Here is a 17,831-nt window from a genome sequence, read left to right as displayed (position 1 = left end):
GACTTGATCCTCAACGGGCCGTTTGAGGATCAAGTCAGCACGCTCGATGCGTTCCCGGGTGCGTTCCCGGGCGGGTCGGCGGGCGCGGCGAGGGCGCCGCGGACGACGTCGAGCACGGCGTCGTCGGTGAGGCCGGCGGCCCGGGCCTGTGCGACGAGGGTGCGGGCCCGCGCGACGATCGCGGCGGGCGGGGGTGCCGTGGCGCCCGCCCCCGCCGGCGCGTCCGCGGGGGTCACGGGCGCGACGACGGTGCCCGTGCGGCGTCGCGACACCACCACGCCGGCGGCCTCGAGCTCCCGGTACGCGCGCTGGACGGTGCCGACGGCGATGCCGAGGTCGCGGGCGAGGTCCCGTGACGCGGGCAGCCGGTCGCCGGGCGTCAGCGTGCCGACGGCGACCGCGGCGGCCACCTGGGCACGGATCTGCTCGTAGACCGGCACCGGCGACGCCAGCGAGACGACGATGTCGCTCATGCGGCGGCCGGGGTCGCGACGCCCGTCGCCGCGGGCGCCGTGTGCGGCCGCGCGGCGAGCAGCCCGGCGACGACGGAGGCGACGGCGACGGCGAGGCCCAGGACGGTCAGGATCGTGCCGAGGGCGACCAGGCCGTGGTCGGGCGCGCCGTTCAGCAGCAGGTTCCGGCCGCCGGACCGGACGGCGTTCCCGCTCACGGCGAGGGTGGCGCCGAGCCCGACGCCCAGGCAGAGCTGTACAGCACCCAGGAGGCGGGCAGCGCTGGTCGCGCGCACGGCGTCGTCGTGCGCCGCGGGGACGCCGTGCAGGGGCGGGCGGCGGACGATCGAGCGGAGCGCGGCCCACGTCGCCACGACCGTGGCCGCGAGACCCAGCAGCATGGCGACGCCGTAGGGCCACCCGGGGTAGGGGCCCGACGCGCCCGTCAGGACGCCGCCGTCGGCCAGTGCGACGGGCCCGGTCGGGAACGCGCGGCCGGAGGCGTCGGCGGTCAGGCCGCAGGCGACCAGCACGACGGCGAACACACCGGCGGTCCCGAGGGCGACGCGCAGCCGTGCGCCTCCGAGCGACCCCACGGTGCGGCGCGAGAGCGGCGCGGCGCGCACCTCCCCGCTCGGCCGGGGCCACGTCCGCTCGCCGACGGCGCGTACGGCGCAGAACACCAGCGCGACGGTGAACGGCGCGACGGCCTGCAGCAGCCCGGGCGCGGGGGCCCAGCCCGGCCAGACGACGGGCTGCGCGGCGAGGAGTATCGCGCAGACGGCGGACGCGCCGAGCGCGACCGACGAGACCATGAGCTCGTGCCGCCGTGCCGCGCGGACGGGGCCGCCGTCGTCCGACGGCCGACGGGTCACGAGCCACAGGACCAGCGCCACGAGCGCCGCGGGCAGGACCACCGCGACCGTCGCTGCGACGAGGACACCACCGAACATCGAAACCTCCGGAGACGAATGACCGCACCAATGACTCAATGAATTGAACCATTGGTGCGGTCGCGCGTCCAGCGCAGGGACCGTGATCACCCGGCCGCGCGCTCAGAGCTGTGGCGGCCCCTGGCGCACGCGCTCGAGCAACCCTTCGGGCGTCGCGGCGTCCGGGTCCCACCACGAGTCGATGTACCAGGTCGCACCGGCGTCCGCGAAGGCGCGGGCCAGGTCGCGGGCCTCGGCGGGGTCGGACGGGAGCAGGCCGGAGGCGACGACGTCGAACGGGCCGGCGTCGGGCCCGCGCTGCTCGGCGATCCAGGCGGTGAGCTCGCGGACCGCGTCCGGGCCGGCCTCGGCCTCCTCCGGGGTGGTGCCGCGCACCTGAACGACGATCCCGTCCCAGGCCAGCGTGCGGCGCAGGTTCTTCAGCGGCGGGCGCTGCGCGTCCCACACGCCGACGGGCCAGACGGGGATGTGGCCGCGCACCGGGGGAGCGGCGAACCGGAACGGACCGGTGCGCACGTGCTCGCCGTCGGCCTCGAACGTCTCGCCCGACCACGACGTCCGCAGCCAGTCGAGCGTCTCGTCGAGCGCGCGTGCTCGTCCCCGCAGGTCCGTCACCTGACCGGGCACCGAGGTGAAGCCCCGGTCGTCGAGCACCCCGACGCCCGCCGGGAGCACGAGGCGGCCGCCGGAGAGGTGGTCCACCGTGAGCGCGCGCTGCGCGAGCTCCCACGCCCGGTGCCGGGGGACCGCGAACACCATCGCACCGAGCGTGATCCGCTCCGTCACGGCCGCCGCCCCGGCGAGGATCGCGAACGGGTCCCAGGTGGTGAGCGCGTCGCCACCCCAGTCGCCCATGCTCATCCCGTCCCAGGAGAAGAACCCGTCCCAGCCGTGCTCCTCGCCCTCGCGCGCGAGGTCGACCATCTGCTGCGGGGTGCCGAAGCTCCCGACGAACCCGAACCTCATGCGCGTCTCCTTCGCCGTGGTCTCGCGGTGGTGAGCTGTCCGAGCGACGCTACGCGCGGCGTCCGACACCGCCGCGGAACGTAGGGTGTGCGAGTGCCTGACGAGAACGACAAGCCCCTGGTCGAGATGTGGACCGACGGTGCCTGCAAGGGCAACCCCGGCCTCGGCGGCTGGGGCGCGCTGATGCGCTCGGGCGAGCACACCAAGGAGCTCTACGGCGGGGACCCGCTCACCACGAACAACCGCATGGAGCTCACCGCCGTCGTCGAGGGGCTGCGCGCCCTCAAGCGGCCCAGCACCGTCGTCATCCACGTCGACTCGTCGTATGTCATGAACGGCATGCAGACCTGGATCAAGGGCTGGAAGCGCAACGCCTGGACCACGGCCGCCAAGAAGCCCGTGAAGAACGTCGACCTGTGGCAGGCGCTCGACGCCGAGGTCACCAAGCACGACGTGCGCTGGGTGTGGGTCAAGGGGCACGCCGGGGACCCCGGCAACGAGCGCGCCGACGCGCTCGCGAACCTCGGCGTCGACGCGGTCCGGTAACTTCGGCCCGGTAACTTCGGCCGGGTAACTTCGGCCGGTAGCGTCGGTCCGGTACCTCAGGGAGTCTCGCTCGCCTGCCGCCGGTCGTGCTCCTCGCGACGGGCGAGGACCGCGTCCATGTGCCCCTCTGCCCACGCCTTGATGTCCCGCATCATGCACTGCAGCGAGAGCCCGAGGTCGGTCAGCTCGTAGGTCACCGTCGCGGGGACCGTGGGGGTCACGGTCCTGGTCAGCAGCCCGTCGCGCTCGAGCGAGCGCAGGGTCTGGGTGAGCATCTTCTGGCTCACGCCGGAGATCCGCCGCGCGAGGTCGGAGTAGCGCATCGGGCGCGGCCCGGACCCGGGTTCGGCGCCGGGCCCCTCGCCGCTGAGGGCGGCGACCACGAGGGCGACCCACTTGTCAGAGATCCGGGCGAGGAGCTGGCGGCTCGGGCAGGCGGCGAGGAACGCGTCGTACTCCCTCCGCGCCTCGTCGCGCTGCTGCGCCGCGGTCATGGTCGGCATCGGCCCTCGTCCCTCCGGGGTGGGTTACGCACTTTCAGGTGCCTTCTTCCTGACGGGAAGTCCTTCGTCGATGGTGGGGGTGTTCCACCGCCACCGCAAGATCCGACGCTAGATCGACGCTGAAGGAGCACCCACCATGAACCACCAGACGTCCCGCCAGGTCGTCGTCCGCGTGCCGGGAGGGCCGGAGTCCCTCGAGCTCGTCGACGTGCCCGTCGCCGAGCCCGGACCGGGCCAGGTGCGGATCGCCGTGGCCGCCGCGGCGATCAACCCCCTGGACCTCGACGTCGCGAGCGGCCGGCTCCCCGTGCCCGTCCGGCCGGGCGTGCACGTCGCCCTCGGCCGGGACTTCTCGGGCATCGTCGAGGCCACCGGCGACGACGTCGCGCTGGCCGTCGGCACCCGCGTGGCCGGCTTCGTCGACGGGGCCGACCCCGAGCGCGGCTCGCACGCCGACCGGCTGGTCGTCGACGCGTCCGACGTCGCCGTCCTGCCCGACGGCCTGTGCCCCAACGTGGCCGCGAGCGCGCCGCTGGGCCTCACCACCGCCGCCCAGGTGGCGGAGATCGTCGGGGCCGCTCCCGAGGAGGGGCGGCGGCTGCTGGTGACCGGGGCCGCCGGCGTCGTGGGGGCTGCCGTCGCGGTGCTAGCCCGGGAACAGGGCTGGCAGGTGACCGGGCTGGCGCGGGCCAGGGACGAGGCCTTCGTGCGCGGGCTCGGCGTCGACCACGCCACGGCGACGACGCCGGGCTGGGACGTCGTCGTCGACACCGCGGTCATGGGGGGTGAGGCGCTCTCCCTCGTCCGCGACGGCGGGCGGCTCGTCGGCACGCAGCCGGGACGCGAGCCGCGCGCGGAGCGTGGCGTCGACGTCGGCTCGGTCGTCAGCCGCCCGGACGGGCCGTTGCTCGCGCGGCTGCTCGCCCGTGTCGCCGCGGGCACCCTGCCCGCCCGGATCCACGCGGCCATGCCGCTCACCGAGGTCGTCGACGCCTACCGGCTGCTGGCCAAGGGCGGCGTGCGCGGCCGGGTGGTGGTGCTCCCGTGATCACCACCGTCGCGACCGTGCTCGCCGGGCTGATCGCGCTCGCCGTCGTCGTCATGGGCACGAGCTTCCTCTGGGCGCCCGCCAGGGCCGCCGGCTTCGGCATCCCCGGCCTGCCGGTGCAGGACCGCGCCGTCCAGGCGTGGACGCGGGTCAAGGGCAACCGCGACGTCGGCGCCGGGCTCCTGCTGCTCGTCGTCCTCGTCGGGGGCACGCCGTCGCTGCTCGGGGCGGCCATGATCGCCGCAGCGGTCATGCCAGTCGCCGACGCGGTCACCGTGTCGCGGGCCGGGGGACCGCGGGCGACGGCCTACGGCGTGCACGCGGCGACGGCGGCCGTCATGGTCGTCGTCGGGCTCGTGCTGCTCGTCGCGTGAGGGCGGCCCCGCAGGAGGTGCGACGGACGTCACGCCGCAGGGGTGCCCGCGCCCTAATAGGCTGGGCCCATGGCTTCCCACTACGACGTCGTCCTCCTCGGGGCTGGCCCCGGCGGCTATGTCGCCGCGATCCGTGCGGCCCAGCTCGGCAAGTCCGTCGCGATCATCGAGGAGAAGTACTGGGGTGGTGTGTGCCTCAACGTGGGCTGCATCCCCTCCAAGGCCCTCCTGCGCAACGCGGAGCTGTCGCACATCTTCACGCACCAGGCCGACTTCTTCGGCATGTCCGGTGACGTGACGTTCGACTTCGGCAAGGCGTTCGACCGGTCCCGCGAGGTGGCGGACGGCCGGGTCAAGGGCGTCCACTTCCTCATGAAGAAGAACAAGGTCACCGAGTACGACGGCCGCGGCACGTTCCGCGACGCGAACACGATCGAGGTGACGCTGAACAAGGGCGGCACCGAGACGGTGACGTTCGACAACGCCATCATCGCCACCGGCTCGCGCGTGCGCCTGCTGCCGGGTGTCGAGCTCAGCGAGAACGTCGTGACCTACGAGAAGCAGATCATGACCCGCGAGCTGCCGAAGTCGATCGCCATCGTCGGCGCCGGCGCCATCGGCATGGAGTTCGGCTACGTCCTCAAGAACTACGGCGTGGACGTCACGATCATCGAGTTCCTCGACCGTGCGCTGCCGAACGAGGACGCGGACGTCTCCAAGGAGATCGCCAAGCAGTACAAGAAGATGGGCGTCAAGATCCTGACGTCCACCGCCGTGCAGACGATCAAGGACGACGGCTCGTCCGTCACCGTCTCCTACAAGGGCGTGAAGGACGACAAGCCGGGCGAGCTCGTCGTCGACAAGGTCCTGTCCGCCGTCGGCTTCGCGCCGAACGTCGAGAACTTCGGCCTCGAGAACACCGGCGTGCAGCTCACCGAGCGCGGCGCCATCGCCATCGACGACCACATGCGCACCAACGTGCCGCACATCTTCGCCATCGGTGACGTCACCGCCAAGCTCATGCTGGCGCACGTCGCCGAGGCGCAGGGCGTCGTCGCCGCCGAGACCATCGCGGGTGCCGAGACCCAGACCCTCGGCGACTACCGCATGATGCCGCGCGCCACGTTCTGCTCCCCGCAGGTCGCGTCGTTCGGCCTCACCGAGCAGCAGGCCAAGGACGAGGGCTACGACGTCAAGGTCGCGTCCTTCCCGTTCATGGCGAACGGCAAGGCCCACGGCCTCGGCGACCCGACCGGGTTCGTCAAGATCGTCGCCGACGCCAAGTACAACGAGCTGCTCGGCGCCCACATGATCGGCCCCGACGTCTCCGAGATGCTGCCCGAGCTCACCCTCGCGCAGAAGTGGGACCTCACCGCCGACGAGGTCGCGCGGAACGTGCACACGCACCCCACGCTCTCCGAGTCCGTGCAGGAGGCCATCCACGGCATCGTGGGGCACATGATCAACTTCTGATCGGCGGACGTCGGTCGGGCGAGGTCGCCTGTCAGTGGCCCGGAGTCGCGGTTCGCCGCGGCTCCGGGCCTCTGTCGGTTCTCAGGAGGTCACGCGGACTCGCAGCTGCTTCTGCCCGTTGACGACGCGGGTGAGGACGTCGGAGGTCCGGGTCCGCTCGAAGGCGGTCTTGCCGCCGCCGATGACGAGGCTCATCTGGATCTCGTCGTTGCGCGGGTTGCTCTGCATGAGCCGCTGGATGGAGGCGAACGTGGTCGGGCTGTAGAACTCGTCCTGGATGTAGTTGCCGCCGACCACGGTGACCATGCCGGTCTGGCCCTTGAGGCGCTGCGGGATGGTGAACTCCTCGCGGAACACCGTCCGGGTGCGCCCGTCCGAGCCGAGGATCTGGGTCCGCAGCACCAGGGTCTTGCCAGCGCGGACCTTCGCGGTCTTGCCGGTGACGTCGATCCATCGCCCGCCCGTGCGCTGCTGGATCTTCACGACGCGGTGCCGCTGGCCGCTGTCGCTGACCTGGACGTCGTCAGTGACGCCGGTGAGCCGGACGTTCGACAGGGACGAGAGCGTGGCCACGACGTTCGCGAGGTCGAACGCGCCCGTGGAGCCGACGTCGTCGAACGCCTGGTACCGGTCGGCGTACCGCAGCGTGAAGGGGGTCCCGGCGCGGACGCCGGTGATCGTCCAGCGCTGGGTCTCCGACCCGCCGATGACCCCGTCCACCACGCGGTCGTGGTTCGCCAGGGCGGCGAGGAGCGTGACGTCGGCGAAGGCGGACGGGTGCAGCACCTGCGTCGTGCCGGTGCGCGACCTGCCGTCGTAGGACACCTTCGACCTGACCGGCGCCGGCGTGGGGGAGGCGCCGAACGTTCCGGCGATGCCGGCGAGGCGGTCGTCGGTGATGGTCCCGCCGAGGTCGCCGAGGTTCGCCACCTTGAACGGCACGCCCAGCGGGTCCTCCTGGACGTAGACGGCGTCGGCGGCCGCCAGCCCCAGACGCGTCTTGCCGGTGAACGACATCGGGTGCCCGAAGGCGACCACCCGGTCGCCGCACACGGACGTCGCGGTGCCGATGCCGGCGAACGTGATGTCGCCGTGCGACAGCACCGCCGCCACGTTGCCCCCGGCGACGACGGTGTCGATCCCGGCGGCCGCCACACCGCTCGACCGTCCGATGCGGTAGGAGTCGGCCGTCACCAGCTCGCTGCCGCCGGCGGACTTGACCGCCGAACGCGCACGGGCCAGGTCGATGCCGCCGACGCCCATCGGCATCGGCAGCTGCCGCAGCCCCTGGGAGGCCTCGGACCGAGTCACGTCCGTCTCGGCCGCGATCCGCGTCGCCATGCGGGTGCCCACCGCCACCTCGGGTGCCGCCGTCGCGGCGCCGAGGTAGCCCTGCATGTCCTCGTACGGCGTGATGCCGGCGACGGGAGAGCTGCCGAAGGCGAGGCCGTACGCGACCGCGCCGATCAGCCGCCCGTCCTCCGCGTACACGGGCGAGCCGGACATGCCCTGCCAGATGCCGCCCGCCGCGTCGATCGCGGGGGAATGGAGCTCGGCGACGATCATGTCCAGCCCGGGGGCGATGCCGTCCGACAGGACCCCGAGCACCTCGCCCGTGAACGCCTGCGGGGTGGTGCCCGTGCTCACCGTCAGCCCGTTGACCGGCGCGCCGCTCACCAGGTCGGCCACCGGGAAAGGTGCCGCACAGTCGGCCGTGGGAGCTGCCGCCGCCGGGCCGATCGCCGTCAGGCCCGTCAGCACCAGCGCGGCGGCTGTGCCAGCCGCTGTCAACCCGGCCGCACGACGACGGCCTCCAGATGCTGACAGCCGTCCACGACCGCGTGCCGCAGGGGCTCCTTCGATGGGGGGAGTGGGCGACGTCGCCCGGCCGTCCCGCGCGGCAGAATTCGTCATGGCCTCAGCATCGACGACCTGGCGGTACGTCGTTCTGGTGGACACGGGTGAATTCTCTGCCACCACGCTGCGGTTCTGATCAGCGCGGAGCACACCGGCATCGACCCGCGTGCCGGCTCGATCAGGCCGGCTGGCCCACCAGGTCCCGGAGGGTGCTGGCACCGGCACGAAAGCGGGGGAGCGCGGCGAGGGGGTCCCCGAGGGCGACCTCGGTCAGCCAGGTGACGACGGGGGATGGCAGCGCGCCCAGGGCGGGACGCAGATCGCCGACCGGCGCTCCGAGCAGCAGGCGCGCCACCCGCGCATTGGGGACGAAGCCTGGGCTCGCTGCCAGCACGACGAGGTCGTCCACAGTACGGATCTGCCCGTGGTTCAGCTGTGCTTCGACCTGGGGCTCGCCACGGAACGCGGACGCGTCGACGACGTAGGCGTGCTGCACGCTGGCCGCCCCCGCCCCCTTGAGCGCCGTGTCCATCGCTCTTTCGTGCAGGCCGGTCACCACGACGTCGTCGAGCGCGATCACGTGCGCGCCCGCGAACTGGGCCGCGGTCGACGACGTGTCGAGAGCGTCGAGGATCGACGCGCGCCGGCGCGCGGTGTCCATCGTCGCGTAGTCGCCGTCGGACGGGCGGAGCCGCCGGACCTTCGCGACCGTCACCGTGACCGCGTGCCCGAGCCGTTCGCGAAGACTGGCGGTGAACGGCGCGACCAGCGAGTGGGCGGCCGGAGGGACGACGTCGAACCCCGACGACGTGACCACGAGACGCTCGGGCCGACGGCACGCCAGCTCGGGCGCCAGGACCTCCGCGAGCAGCGCGCCGTACTGCCGGGACACGTCACCGTCGCCGTGCTTGAACCTGCTGTACGCGTGCGGGTCGAGATCGCCGGCATCGCCGACCATCCGCAGTGCACCGAGAGCCGTGCGTTCCAGGCGCGACACGGCGACCCGCGTCATCGCACGCCCCGCAGACGAGCTCGGACGTCGCCGAGCGCCCCGGCGAAGGCCATGCAGAACTCGTCGCCCGTCGCGGCGGCGCCGTCGAGCACCTCGTGCAGGAGCGCGGGCGGGCAGGAGTCCAGGAAGGCGGCGCGCTCGTCGGCCGGTGCCTGGAGGAGACGCTTGAGAAAGCGGATCGTGAGGACGAAGTCGCCCCTTCGGACGGCACCCGCAAGGTCCGCGGGCGACCGGACCACGTGGTGGTTCAGAGCGGCCTCGACGGCAGGGTCGGCGGCAAGGCCGCCTTCCACGACCGCCACGTACGCGAGCACCACCTTCTGCGGGCGAGCGGCGTCGAGCGCGGCGAGGATCGACGTCTCAGCACTGCCCGTGACACGGACGTCGTCGATGACGACGAGCTGGGCGCCGTCGACGTCCTCGTCGAGGCGAAAACCGATCCTCCCCAGCTCCGCCGACCGTTCGGCGGCTGACGCTGTCGCGTAGTCGGTCGTCGTCACCGCGTCCTTGGCGACCCGGACGATCCTGCCTGCCGGCAGCCCGGCAGCCGCTCGACGCGCGTCGAGATCGTCGAGGACGGCGCGCGCGAGGAACCAGCACGCGGGTCGAACCGCCTTGTAGGCGACGGGCAGGATCGGCACGGCATCGTCGGAGACGAGGGTCGGCACCTGGTCGACGAGCGCCGCTGCCAGCGCCTTCGCGAGGATCCCCGTGGCCCGCAGGTCGCCGTGCTTCATGCGCGAGTAGGCGTCGAGATCGAGCCCGCCCGGGCGGTGCCGGACGACGTCGTCGGGGTGCGTCAGACGATGGGCGGCGACGCGCGTGACGGTCCGGTCCGGTCCGGCGACCACGGTCATCGGTCGGCTCACCGAAGACCAGCAGGTTCGACCGCGTGCTCCAGGAGCACCGACACGGCCTGTCCGACGGCGAGCGACGGGCCCACGAGCATCGACATCATGCCCGCGGCGCGCGCTCCGGCGTCGTCGGCGAGGGGGTTGTCCCCGACGTGCACGACGTCGCCCGGTGCCGCACCCGGGGCATGCTCCCCGAGGCAGCGCATCGTGGCGGCGAAGATGACCGGGTCCGGCTTGGCCGCCCCGGTCTCGTCGGAGAACGTCTGCACCACGAACGACTCCAGCAGCCCGACCTCGTGGAGCAGGGCACGCATCGTGCTCGCCGGGATCATCCCCGTGTTGCTGGTGATCGCCAGGGGCACGGCGGCGGCGAGCTCCGCGAGCAGGTCGGGCAGGGACGGGTCCAGCGGGGTGGGCGGGAGCTCCATGGCGAGCTCGTGCTGATGCTCCCTGAGCGCGCCGGACAAGGCGTCGTCGAGGACCTCCGTCGGCCGTTCGAGCAGGCCGAGGGCCAGCCGGAGGCGGTCGTCGAGGTGGTGATCCCGCCCTGTCCTCTCGGCGAGGCGGTCGGCGCGCACATCGGCCTCGCGCAGCGCGTCAGCGAAGGCCTGGGGGGCGACGTCCGGCGCCACCGCCGCGCGGAGCATCGAGTTGCGCTCGGCCTTGAAGCGGGGGTTGCTGCGGATCAGCGTCAGCCACACGTCAAAGCTGGCCGCTCTGGGCCGACGCGGCAGGGACCCGCCGGGGCCCCGAGCAGGGCGGGGCGAGCGCCCGCTGACCACGCCAGCGGGCGCTCGCGAGGTCACAGGCACTGCAGCGCGAGCGGGCCGAGCTGGTTCGCGGTCCGGCCCTGCCCGGGGCGGCCGATGGCCGTGAAGGTCCAGCCCGACGCGGCGCGCGAGACGCGTGCCATCACCAGGGCCGTGTGCGCCCCCGAGCCGGTCAGCGTGAACCTGCCGAGCTGCCGGTCACCGTCGGTGCTGTCCACCACCCGCACCGAGGCGTTGTCGATGTCGGTGAAGGTCTCCCCGCTGTAGGAGTTCACGGTGAACACGACGTGCTCGACCCACGGTGCGATGCGGGTCAGGTCGACCATGATCGACTCGTCGTCGCCGTCGCCCGCGCCGGTCAGGTTGTCTCCGGTGTGGACGATCGACCCGTCCTTCGAACGCAGCTGGCCGAAGTACACGATCTCTCCGACCTTGCCGCCCCCGATCAGCAGGGCGGAGGCGTCGAGGTCGATCGCCTTCTGGACCCGCTTGGTGCCGCCGAAGAGGGTCTTCCTCTCGGTGACCTTCACGTCCCAGCCGAGCCCCATGCGGACCTGGGTGAGGCCCGCCCCGGTCGACTTGGCGAGGTTGATGGTCTGGCCCTTGGCCAGGGTGATGCTCATTTCGTGGCAGTCCTCTCGTGGCTCACTTGTAGGCGTTGACCGGACCCGCGTCCATGACCACCCCGAGCTGGGGGTCGATGGCCGGTCGGTGCTCAGAGTCCGGGCGTGAGTACAGCTCGAGAGACTCGACCTGCAGCCCGTCGGGGGTGTTGCGGATGATGCCCGGGACGCACGTGTAGACACGGTTGTCGTCGCTGGCGTTCGGTGCCGGGACGACGACCGTGGGGCTGCCGCCCTCGATGCGCATGGTCACCTGATAGCGCCGGAACGATCCCGTCCCGTTCGACTGCGCCGAGTAGACGACCGGAGCCACCGCGGCGATCTGGGGCGACATGCGGATCTCGAGCGTCTCGGTCGCCGTCGTGCCGCCCCCGCGCTGGACGTCGCCGAGGTGACGCACGGCGCCGTCGGGCGTCGCCGTCAGGAAGCTGCGAGGCGAGTCCTTCGTGCCGAACGTGCTGACCACCACCTGCCGGCCGTCCTGGTAGTGGACGATCGCGTACACGTCGTAGTCCGTCGACGGCGGCCACGAGACCGTGGCCGTGATCAGGTCCGTCTTGGCGAGCCGGATCGTCTGACCCTTCGCCAGGTTGATGACGGAGCCCCGAGGTGCTGGTTTGGGCGCGCGCAGGTTCACGTCGCCGGACGGCAGCACGCGGAAGAAGCCCATGTCGTCGTCAGTCCTTGAGCTCGGTGCTGCCGGCGGGGGCCAGCGAGGGCTCGGCGAGCTCGGTCTCGAGCTGCGACAGGTCCGCCACGACCGCGGACGCCTCGTTCCGGTTGGCGGCGACGGACGAGACCCAGGCTGCTCCGATGAACACGAGGCCGACCAGGCCGATCACCACGTCCGGGATGTCGAGCGCCAGCGTGAGCACGAGGAGGACGGCGAGCGCCCCGATCGCCCAGTGGGCGCCGTGCTCGAGGTAGCGGTACTCGGCGAGCGTTCCCTTGCGGACCAGGTAGACGGTCATCGACCGGACGAACAGGGCGCCGACGCCGAGGCCCAGGGCGATGATGATCGGGTCGGGCGTGATCGCGAACGCGCCGATGACGCCGTCGAACGAGAACGTGGCGTCCAGGACCTCGAGGAAGAGGAAGAGCGAGAACGCGGCCTTCCCGGCGAGGAGCGCCTGGGCTCCAGCCTGTCCGGCGTTGGCTTCGAGCGCTTCCTCCTTCGCTGCTTCCTGGTCCTCCATGACGGCGGCGAGGCCGTTCACGGCGATGTACACGACGATGCCGAGCAGGCCCGCGAAGAGCACGGTCGCCTGCTCTTCGGCGGGGACGAGGAGCTCCGCCGCGAGCAGCAGCCCGATCCCGGCGACGACGGTCGCGAGCTGGTCCAGCTTGCCGACTCGCAGGAGCGGCTTCTCGATCCACGACAGCCACGTCGACTCGCGCTCGGTGTCGAAGAGGAAGTTCAGGAAGAGGAGCAGCAGGAACACGCCGCCGAACGCCGCGATGCTCGGGTGCGCCTGTTCGAGCAGGTAGCCGTAGGTTCCCGGCTCGTGCGCGTCGCCCTTCTCCAGGGCGAGCCGGACGGCTTCTGCCGGCGAGACGTGCCCGGTGACGCAGACGATGACGAACGGGAAGATGAGGCGCATGCCGAAGACGGCGACGAGGATCCCGACCGTCAGGAACATGCGCTGCCAGAAGGGGTTCATGCGAGCGAGGTACTTGGCGTTCACCGCCGCGTTGTCGAACGAGAAGACGATCTCGACGACGATGAGGATGGCGGCCAGCCAGACGGCGCCCCAGCCCTGGTAGACGAAGGCGACCGCGAGCGCGGCCACGAGGACCACGAGGTCCCACTTGAAGTGGCGGAGGGTATCCATGGATCTCTTCCTGGATCGAAAGGGTCAGCCGGCGAGGAGGCCGAACTCGGTGAGCACTCCGGCGAGACCGCTGGTGTAGCCCTGGCCGACGGCCCGGAACTTCCACTCGGTCCCGTTGCGGTAGAGCTCGCCGAAGATGAGGGCCGTCTCGGTCGAGGCGTCCTCGCCGAGGTCGAACCGTGCGGCGGTCTCGGTGTCGGCGGGGTGGTCGGCGTCGTAGACCCGGATGTAGGCGTTCGACACCTGGCCGAACGTCTGCCGACGGACGTCTGCCTGGTCGATGCTGGCGAGGAAGACCACGCGATGGGCGTCGGCCGGCAGGGCCGCGAGGTCGACGGTCAGCGTCTCGTCGTCCCCGTCGCCGTCGCCGGTGCGGTTGTCGCCCAGGTGCGCGACACCGCCGCTCGGGTCCTTGGGGTTGTTGTAGAAGACGAAGTGCGCGTCCGAGAGGGCCTTGCCGTCGGCATCGATGACCACGGCGGAGGCGTCGAGGTCGAACGGAGCACCGTCGGTGGTGCGGGGGTTCCAGCCGAGCCCGACGCCGGCGTGCGTGAGGCCGGGGGCGACCTTGGCGAGCGAGATGTTCCCGCCCTTGCTGAGGTTGATGGTCATGGTCAGCTCCTCCCTGAGCTCAGGCGGCCACGAGGCCGAAGTCGGCGATGACGCCGGCGAGCCCGGTGGTGTAGCCCTGGCCGACGGCGCGGAACTTCCACTCGCCGTCGCGGCGGTACATCTCACCGAACACGAGCGCGGTCTCGGTCGAGGCGTCCTCACCGAGGTCGAACCGGACCACCTTCGCGTCGTTGGTGGCGTCGTCCCCGTCGTAGATACGGATGTACGAGTCGGAGACCTGGCCGAAGTTCTGCCGCCGCGCTGCCGCGTCGTGGATGCTGGCGAGGAAGACGATCCGCTGCACCGTGGGCTCGACCGCGAGCAGGTCGACGTTGATGGTCTCGTCGTCGCCGTCGCCGACACCCGTCAGGTTGTCGCCCTGGTGGAGCACGGCGCCGCTCGGGTCCTTGAGGTTCCCGTAGAACACGAAGTGCAGGTCCGAGACGGCCTTGCCCGCGGCGTCCAGGAGGATGGCGGAGGCGTCGAGGTCGAACGGGGCGCCGTCGGTGGTGCGGGGGTCCCAGCCGAGCCCGACGCAGGCGTGGCTCATTCCGGGGGCGACCTTCTCGAGCGAGATGTTGGCGCCCTTGGCGAGGTTGACGGTCATCGTGAGATTCCTTCGTGCGGGTGGGTGTGATGAGGGGGAAGCGGGGTGTCCGGTGCCGCCCAGGCGACGTCGTCGTAGCCGTAGGCGGTGGTGGCGTCGCGGAGCGAGCCGGACAGGGTGCGGCCTTCGGCGCGCAGCACGAGGCAGCCGTGGACGACGTGACCGGTGAGGGCGAGGTCCAGGCCTTCGCCGCCGAGCTCGACGTCGATGCGAGCGTCGGTCGCGGTCGTCGTGACGAGGGTGCCGCCGGTGCTGCGCACCATGACCGCGAACCGCGTGAGCTCGTCGACGTGACCGAGGTCGATGCTGATGCGGTCGTCCCAGCGGGAGACGCGCGGATGGGCGGGATCGGGGCCGTGCCCGGTCTGGCCAGGGGCCAGGACCCCCTGGACGCCCCGAGCCTCGTAGGCGACGGCGACCTGTGCCGCCTCGGACGACACGACCCGGCACTGGAGGGCGCCGAGCCCGCTCGCGGCCCTTCCGAGCATCGTGACGGGGTCGGAGGTCGTCAGGCGACGGTGCTCTCCTGCAGCGAGCCTCGGTATCCCGGCGGGTTGCGGGGGTAGTGGTCGGCGCGCCGGGACAGATCGGGCGGGGGGAGCGATCGACGTGGGCGGGAGGACGGGGGCGACGGGGTGCTGTACCGGCAGCCCGGAGCGACGACGGCGGATGAACGCCAGGTCCGTGCGGGGGAGTGGCGCCGTCGTCGTGCCGGTCGCGCTCACAGCGGGAGCCCGAACTGGCGGGCGAGCCCGACGATCCCGGACGCATGTCCCTGCCCGACCACCCGGAACTTCCAGTCCTCCCGGTGGCGGTAGAGCTCGCCGAGGACGACGGCGCTCTGGGTGGTGAGCTCGTCGGTGAGGTCGACGGAGCGCACGAGAGGGGAGCCGGTGCGCCCGTCCAGCACACGCACGACGCACGAGCGCAGCTGGTGGAGCGTCCTGCGCTTGGGGCTGCCTTCGTTGAGGTGCAGCACGAAGGCGATGCGCTCGACGTCGGCGGGGACGAGCGGGAGGTCGACCTCGATCTGCTCCAGGTCGGCGGGGGTGGGCTTCTCCTCGACGGCGACCGCCAGGTCGGAGGACACGAGCTGGTTGAAGTAGACGAGGTCGTCGGCCGACCTCGCCATCCCGCCGGGGCCGCAGAGGATCGCCGCGAGGCGGATGTTGTCGGCGAGTGCCGGATCGGTGGTCGTGTCCCAGGCGATCCCGACGACGACCTGCTCGAGGCCGGGCGTCTCCCGGGTCAGCGCGACGTTGGCGCCACGTTGGAGGGCGGGCATCAGAGATCGGCCCCCGCGAACTTGGTGCGCAGGAAGATGCCCTGCGCCTCCAGGCCGCGCACGTCGTCGTCGAGCACGGCGGCCAGGCTCTGCTGCACCGACTCGCGCATGGCCTCGAGCTGATCGGCGAGCTGGGCGTCCCACGCTGCGGCGCCGGCGTCCCCACCTGCGCGGCGCGCGCTCACGTACCGAGTCAGCGTGGTGGGGAGGTAGTCGCGCAGGAGGGCGTTGAGCGCGACGCGGCCGTGGATGTCGAGCCGGTCCTCGTGCGCCGAGCGGAGGACCTGACGCGCGCCGTCGGTGACCAGGCGGGCGAGCACGGTTCCTTCGGCGGGCAGGACGCCGCCCAGGCGGTCGATCTCGCACTCGACGACGCCCACCTGGGCGAGCAGCGCTGCGGGGTCGTCGTCCGGGCGGACCGCGGTGTTCACTCGCTCGGCCACGGGGTCGGCGACCCGGGAGCGGAAGCGCGAGACGAGGCGTCCGACGACGCCGGAGCCGCTCGCGTGGTCGGCCGTCGCCCCAGAGGTGTCCGCGGCGCTCATCCGTCGATCGAGCGCTGGGAACGCTCGACGTACGGCTTCGCGCGAGCGACCTGCTCCTCCAGCTGGCTGATCGTGGTCGCCATCGACTGCGTCGCCTGCGAGCGGAACGTGTCGATCGCGTCCATCGTGGCGAACACGTTGTCGAACGCCGCCCGCAGCTTCTCCACCTCGAGGGTGCTCTCGGCCGCCTGCTGCTGGATCGCGGCGCCCTGCTGGCGAAGCTGCAGGGACGTGGACTCGATGAGGCTGCTCGTCGTCGAGTTGAGGGCGTTGACCTGGTCGAGGACCAGCTTCTGCTGGCCGAGCGCCTGGGACACGATCACGGCGGTCCGCAGTGCGGCGATCGTCGTGTTCTGCGCCCGGTCCACGCCGCGGATGAGCTCGAGGTTGTTCTTGCGGATGAGGTCCATCGCGAGGTAGCCCTGCACGGAGACCGCGGTCTGCGTCATGACGTCCTGGTTGCGCTGCCGCACCACGAACAGCACGTCCGAGCGGAGGGCCTCGGCCGCCTCGGCCTGGCCCGCGTACTCCATCTGCGCGATGCGGTCGGTCACCGCGGCGTCGAGCGCGTCGAGCTCCATCTTCAGCTCGCCGAGCTTGTTCATCGTCTCCCACATGCGGGCGCGCTCGACCTCGATCGCCGCGTTGTCCTTGCGCAGCTCGTCCTGCCCGGAGGAGAGGGACCGGATGATCGCGTCCAGGTGGGACTGCGCCGACTGGTACTTGGCGAAGTACCGGTCGATCTTGTTGCCGCCCGGCAGCCACTTGAGGACCTTCTTGATCCCGGTGAGGTCTGCGCGGTTCGGGTCCAGCTCCGTGACCGTGGTGCGCAGCTCGACGAGCGTCTGGCCGACCTTGCCCTGCGGGCTCTGCGGCGTCGACTGCGCGGCAGGCCGCTCCAGCATGCGGTTGGACGCCTGCGCTGAAGCGCGGACCTCCCGCTCGCCGAGCGAGCCGATCGCCGCGACCTTGGCGGTGAACGCCGGCGACCGGGGGTCGAGGGAGGCGAGCTCACCGACCAGGACCTGAGCCTTGTTGAGTGCTTCCGGCTGGTGGGCCACGACCTCCGCGTTCTGCGTGACCGTCGCGACAGCCTGGTCGTCGGTGACACGAGGCGGAGGCGTCGGCGCCTCGAGCACGAGTGCCGGAGCGGTCCCTGTGGCGGGTGTTGTCATGGTCGTTCCTTTACCGAAGTTTCACAAGCGGCTGCGAACCTAGCAAACGCTTTCTCCGGACAACAAGTGCATGGCGGTTTTTTCACCCGCTCCGGACATAGGCTGAAATTTGCCCGTGGTCTCCGATGGGGTCGGGCGGCCCGGCGTTGCAGTCCGGAGCGTTGAACGTCCCCGCTGCTACGCCTTCAACGTCGCGATCCGACGTCGGGGCCCGCTGCGCTCGGTAGCTAGAGCGAGTCGCCAGTAAGGGGATCCCGGTCACCGGGCGCGGTGAAGCCCGGGGACAGGACCAACAGCGCTAGCGTGCGGTCGCATGGGGAGTGACGTGCCTGCGGGTTGGCCTG

At 71.9% G+C, this 17,831-nt stretch carries 21 protein-coding genes; 4 read left to right on the top strand and 17 right to left on the bottom strand.

Annotation, left to right across the window (positions count from 1 at the left end; translation table 11 throughout):
* Positions 1 to 29 precede the first annotated feature (29 nt).
* The 3 genes from ACFT55_RS00570 to ACFT55_RS00560 all read right to left on the bottom strand — a co-directional run bounded on the left by ACFT55_RS00570 (position 30) and on the right by ACFT55_RS00560 (position 2,371).
* The gene (locus ACFT55_RS00570) at positions 30 to 473 is read right to left on the bottom strand and encodes a GntR family transcriptional regulator (RefSeq protein ID WP_380240363.1); all 444 of its coding nucleotides are present in this window, start codon (positions 471 to 473) and stop codon (positions 30 to 32) included.
* On the bottom strand, positions 470 to 1,405 hold the full coding sequence (locus tag ACFT55_RS00565) for a hypothetical protein (RefSeq protein ID WP_380240361.1): 936 nt from the start codon (positions 1,403 to 1,405) through the stop codon (positions 470 to 472). The genes ACFT55_RS00570 and ACFT55_RS00565 overlap by 4 nt, the downstream gene beginning before the upstream one ends.
* A 102-nt stretch (positions 1,406 to 1,507) precedes the next feature.
* Complete coding sequence (locus ACFT55_RS00560) at positions 1,508 to 2,371, bottom strand: LLM class flavin-dependent oxidoreductase (protein ID WP_380240359.1); 864 nt, start codon at positions 2,369 to 2,371, stop codon at positions 1,508 to 1,510.
* A 126-nt stretch (positions 2,372 to 2,497) separates the two neighbouring features.
* Here ACFT55_RS00560 and rnhA point away from each other — a divergent pair, with 126 nt between their 5' ends.
* Positions 2,498 to 2,917: a ribonuclease HI gene (gene rnhA / locus ACFT55_RS00555; protein ID WP_380240373.1), complete on the top strand. Its 420-nt coding sequence runs from the start codon at positions 2,498 to 2,500 to the stop codon at positions 2,915 to 2,917.
* A gap of 56 nt (positions 2,918 to 2,973) precedes the next feature.
* On the opposite strand, the gene ACFT55_RS00550 is transcribed toward rnhA, so the two are convergent.
* On the bottom strand, positions 2,974 to 3,420 hold the full coding sequence (locus ACFT55_RS00550; protein ID WP_380240357.1) for a winged helix-turn-helix transcriptional regulator: 447 nt from the start codon (positions 3,418 to 3,420) through the stop codon (positions 2,974 to 2,976).
* 136 nt (positions 3,421 to 3,556) lie between these two features.
* Between ACFT55_RS00550 and ACFT55_RS00545 the strand changes: the two genes are divergently transcribed.
* The 3 genes from ACFT55_RS00545 to lpdA all read left to right on the top strand — a co-directional run bounded on the left by ACFT55_RS00545 (position 3,557) and on the right by lpdA (position 6,315).
* Entirely contained in the window at positions 3,557 to 4,468 is a 912-nt protein-coding gene (locus ACFT55_RS00545; RefSeq protein WP_380240355.1) for an alcohol dehydrogenase catalytic domain-containing protein, read from the top strand.
* Positions 4,465 to 4,842, top strand: a complete 378-nt coding sequence (locus ACFT55_RS00540) for a DUF4267 domain-containing protein (RefSeq protein ID WP_380240353.1) — start codon at positions 4,465 to 4,467, stop codon at positions 4,840 to 4,842. Before ACFT55_RS00545 ends, ACFT55_RS00540 begins: the two co-directional genes overlap by 4 nt.
* Before the next feature lie 69 nt (positions 4,843 to 4,911).
* A complete protein-coding gene (lpdA, locus tag ACFT55_RS00535; RefSeq protein WP_380240351.1) occupies positions 4,912 to 6,315 on the top strand; it encodes a dihydrolipoyl dehydrogenase in 1,404 nt (467 codons plus the stop codon).
* A gap of 81 nt (positions 6,316 to 6,396) precedes the next feature.
* Here the strand turns inward: lpdA and ACFT55_RS00530 are convergent, their stop codons facing one another.
* The 13 genes from ACFT55_RS00530 to ACFT55_RS00470 form a co-directional block, all read right to left on the bottom strand.
* Positions 6,397 to 8,004, bottom strand: a complete 1,608-nt coding sequence (locus ACFT55_RS00530) for a SpoIVB peptidase S55 domain-containing protein (protein WP_380240349.1) — start codon at positions 8,002 to 8,004, stop codon at positions 6,397 to 6,399.
* Between the two features lie 346 nt (positions 8,005 to 8,350).
* Positions 8,351 to 9,184, bottom strand: coding sequence for a phosphoribosyltransferase family protein (locus ACFT55_RS00525; protein WP_380240346.1), 834 nt, complete (start codon positions 9,182 to 9,184; stop codon positions 8,351 to 8,353).
* Entirely contained in the window at positions 9,181 to 10,041 is an 861-nt protein-coding gene (locus tag ACFT55_RS00520; protein ID WP_380240343.1) for a phosphoribosyltransferase family protein, read from the bottom strand. The genes ACFT55_RS00525 and ACFT55_RS00520 overlap by 4 nt, the downstream gene beginning before the upstream one ends.
* A gap of 8 nt (positions 10,042 to 10,049) precedes the next feature.
* Positions 10,050 to 10,820 carry an HAD family hydrolase gene (locus ACFT55_RS00515; protein WP_380240341.1) on the bottom strand — a complete coding sequence of 257 codons (771 nt, stop codon included), beginning with the start codon at positions 10,818 to 10,820 and terminating at the stop codon, positions 10,050 to 10,052.
* A gap of 20 nt (positions 10,821 to 10,840) precedes the next feature.
* A complete protein-coding gene (locus tag ACFT55_RS00510) occupies positions 10,841 to 11,431 on the bottom strand; it encodes a TerD family protein (RefSeq protein ID WP_380240339.1) in 591 nt (196 codons plus the stop codon).
* Between the two features lie 22 nt (positions 11,432 to 11,453).
* Positions 11,454 to 12,101: a hypothetical protein gene (locus ACFT55_RS00505; protein ID WP_380240337.1), complete on the bottom strand. Its 648-nt coding sequence runs from the start codon at positions 12,099 to 12,101 to the stop codon at positions 11,454 to 11,456.
* A 7-nt stretch (positions 12,102 to 12,108) separates the two neighbouring features.
* Positions 12,109 to 13,263, bottom strand: coding sequence for a DUF475 domain-containing protein (locus tag ACFT55_RS00500; protein WP_380240335.1), 1,155 nt, complete (start codon positions 13,261 to 13,263; stop codon positions 12,109 to 12,111).
* Between the two features lie 24 nt (positions 13,264 to 13,287).
* A complete protein-coding gene (locus tag ACFT55_RS00495) occupies positions 13,288 to 13,875 on the bottom strand; it encodes a TerD family protein (RefSeq protein ID WP_380240333.1) in 588 nt (195 codons plus the stop codon).
* A 19-nt stretch (positions 13,876 to 13,894) separates the two neighbouring features.
* Positions 13,895 to 14,482, bottom strand: coding sequence for a TerD family protein (locus ACFT55_RS00490; protein ID WP_380240331.1), 588 nt, complete (start codon positions 14,480 to 14,482; stop codon positions 13,895 to 13,897).
* Positions 14,479 to 14,970, bottom strand: a complete 492-nt coding sequence (locus ACFT55_RS00485) for a hypothetical protein (RefSeq protein ID WP_380240329.1) — start codon at positions 14,968 to 14,970, stop codon at positions 14,479 to 14,481. Before ACFT55_RS00485 ends, ACFT55_RS00490 begins: the two co-directional genes overlap by 4 nt.
* A gap of 233 nt (positions 14,971 to 15,203) precedes the next feature.
* The gene (locus ACFT55_RS00480; protein WP_380240327.1) at positions 15,204 to 15,767 is read right to left on the bottom strand and encodes a TerD family protein; all 564 of its coding nucleotides are present in this window, start codon (positions 15,765 to 15,767) and stop codon (positions 15,204 to 15,206) included.
* A complete protein-coding gene (locus tag ACFT55_RS00475) occupies positions 15,767 to 16,312 on the bottom strand; it encodes a hypothetical protein (protein ID WP_380240325.1) in 546 nt (181 codons plus the stop codon). The genes ACFT55_RS00480 and ACFT55_RS00475 overlap by 1 nt, the downstream gene beginning before the upstream one ends.
* The gene (locus tag ACFT55_RS00470; RefSeq protein ID WP_380240323.1) at positions 16,309 to 17,487 is read right to left on the bottom strand and encodes a toxic anion resistance protein; all 1,179 of its coding nucleotides are present in this window, start codon (positions 17,485 to 17,487) and stop codon (positions 16,309 to 16,311) included. Before ACFT55_RS00470 ends, ACFT55_RS00475 begins: the two co-directional genes overlap by 4 nt.
* Between the last annotated feature and the right edge of the window lie 344 nt (positions 17,488 to 17,831).

The organism is Isoptericola sp. NPDC057191 (genome assembly GCF_042670225.1).
Taxonomy (GTDB): Bacteria; Actinomycetota; Actinomycetes; order Actinomycetales; family Cellulomonadaceae; genus Isoptericola.
Note: the sequence above shows the minus strand (reverse complement) of the source record. Positions and strands in the feature narration are given on the sequence as shown.